General features: G+C 26.5%; 2 protein-coding genes. Both read right to left on the reverse strand.

From position 1 onward, the window contains the following. A partial coding sequence (locus AB2369_RS13120; RefSeq protein ID WP_367666918.1) for a hypothetical protein occupies positions 1 to 305 on the reverse strand: 305 nt, incomplete at its 3' end. Between the two features lie 208 nt (positions 306 to 513). Then, on the reverse strand, positions 514 to 1,914 hold a 1,401-nt coding region (locus AB2369_RS13125), incomplete at its 5' end, for an ATP-binding protein (protein WP_367666919.1).

The following is a 1,914-nucleotide window of genomic DNA, read 5'->3' on the forward strand; positions in this document are numbered from 1 at the left end:
CCTATATATTGTCCTTCTATTCTTTTTAAGTTTATATCGTTGATATCTCTTAAGGCTTCTACTTCCTTTTTCTTATTAAAATACTTACTATGAAAATGTACTATTATTAAAAATATTAATGAAAATACCAATAATGATAATATAAATAAACTCCCTTGTCTTTTTAAAAAGAATACTATAGCACTTATAACTGCAACTATAAATACTAATAATCTTCCATAACTAAATATATCTATGGTTTTATCTAAGCTTTCTATAAGCTTATTATAAGAGGCTATTCTTTTTTTATAACTTTTACTATTCATCCTATCCTCCAATATACCTTTTAAGTTTATATATAATAAATATTGTACCATATACTTTTAAAAGCCTTAAGTAATTTATGTGTTTTTTTCCATATTTAATCATTCAATCTAATCTTTTAATAAACCATCATAACTAAAATCTACTTTTTCTCTAGTTTCTTTAAATAGTATAGAGTTTGAACTTTATCTAAGTTTTAGTCTTAATATTTTAAATATATATTACTTTAGCTTCTCCTATTTCTTTAAGTAACTCTATTTCTCTCTTTTGGCATGTAAATAGTATAATTTGCTTATGAGAAGAATATTCGTATAAAACCTTAAGGGTATTTTTAAGTCTTAAGTCATCATACTGAATAAAAGCCTCGTCTAAAATTATAGGAACTATCTCCTCTTTTTTAAATAGCATATCCACAAGGGCAAGTCTTAAGGAAAAGTATAACTGATCTTCTGTTCCGCTACTTAGAGCATCTTTACTTACTAAAGTGCTCATACTCCTATCTCTAGCTATCATTGAGTAGTCTTCCCCTACCTTTACCTCATTATAAGAATCTAGAGTAACACTATTAAATATACGGGATACCTTCTCATTAAGCATAGGACCGAAGGTTTTTTGGACTTCTTTAAAGGATAATTTTAAATTTTCAAGAGCTAAATCAAGAATTTCTAAATATTCCTCACCTTTTTCTATTTCCTCTTTTACAAACTCTACTTCTTGCATTATTTTCCATGTATCTCGTCTATTAAGGAATCTATTATTTATACTATTCTCCACATCCTTTAATTCCTTCTCTATATTTAAAAGCTGTGAGTTTTTATTCTTATAGGTATCTTCAAGTTCCTCCTCATTATTAAAAGCTAAAGTCATTGCTTCTTCTTCCACTATATCTTCTATTTCATTTTTAATATCTTCAAGATCTCTATCTTTTAGTAGTAACCTATAACTACCTTCTACTTGATTTAATTCTATTTCTATGGATCTTTTCATTTTTAGTTTTTCACTAAGGTCTTTAATTTCTTCTTCTATGTTTTCTAAAGGAACATGGAATTTATTTATCGATTCAAGTTTTAATTGTAAACTCTCACTTTTCTTATGTAGAGTCTCCTTTAGAGATGTTAAATAAGAATTTTTATCTTTAATCTCTCTTGCTACTTCCTCATAATTCTTATATAGGTAATTAAACTTTTCATAATTCTTAAAGAACTCTTCTTCATTTACACAAGAGGTATGCTCCAATATAAATCTTAAAAATTTATTATTTTTATCCATTTCCTCTTCTACATCATAATCACTAAGAAGTATTAGTTTATCTTGAAGCAGCTGTTTTAGTCTATCTTTCCTCACTAAAAAATCATCATACTTTTTTAGAAGTACATATATTTCCCTATACTCTTTTACTGAAAGCCTACTAGAAATCTCTTTTAACTCATTCTCTATCACTTTAATGTCTTCATTTATAATATGTAATCTTTCTTGTTTTTTCTTTTCTTCTCTAAGTTTTTCTTCATAAAGACTTAATGTGTTTTTTTCCTTAAGGAAATATCCAAATAGCACAAGCCCTATTAAAAGACTTACCACTCCAAGGGCTTTTGAAAATAGTAAAGATAATAC

The organism is Clostridium sp. (assembly GCF_040797585.1).
In the GTDB taxonomy this organism is placed as follows: Bacteria; Bacillota; Clostridia; order Clostridiales; family Clostridiaceae; genus Clostridium_Z.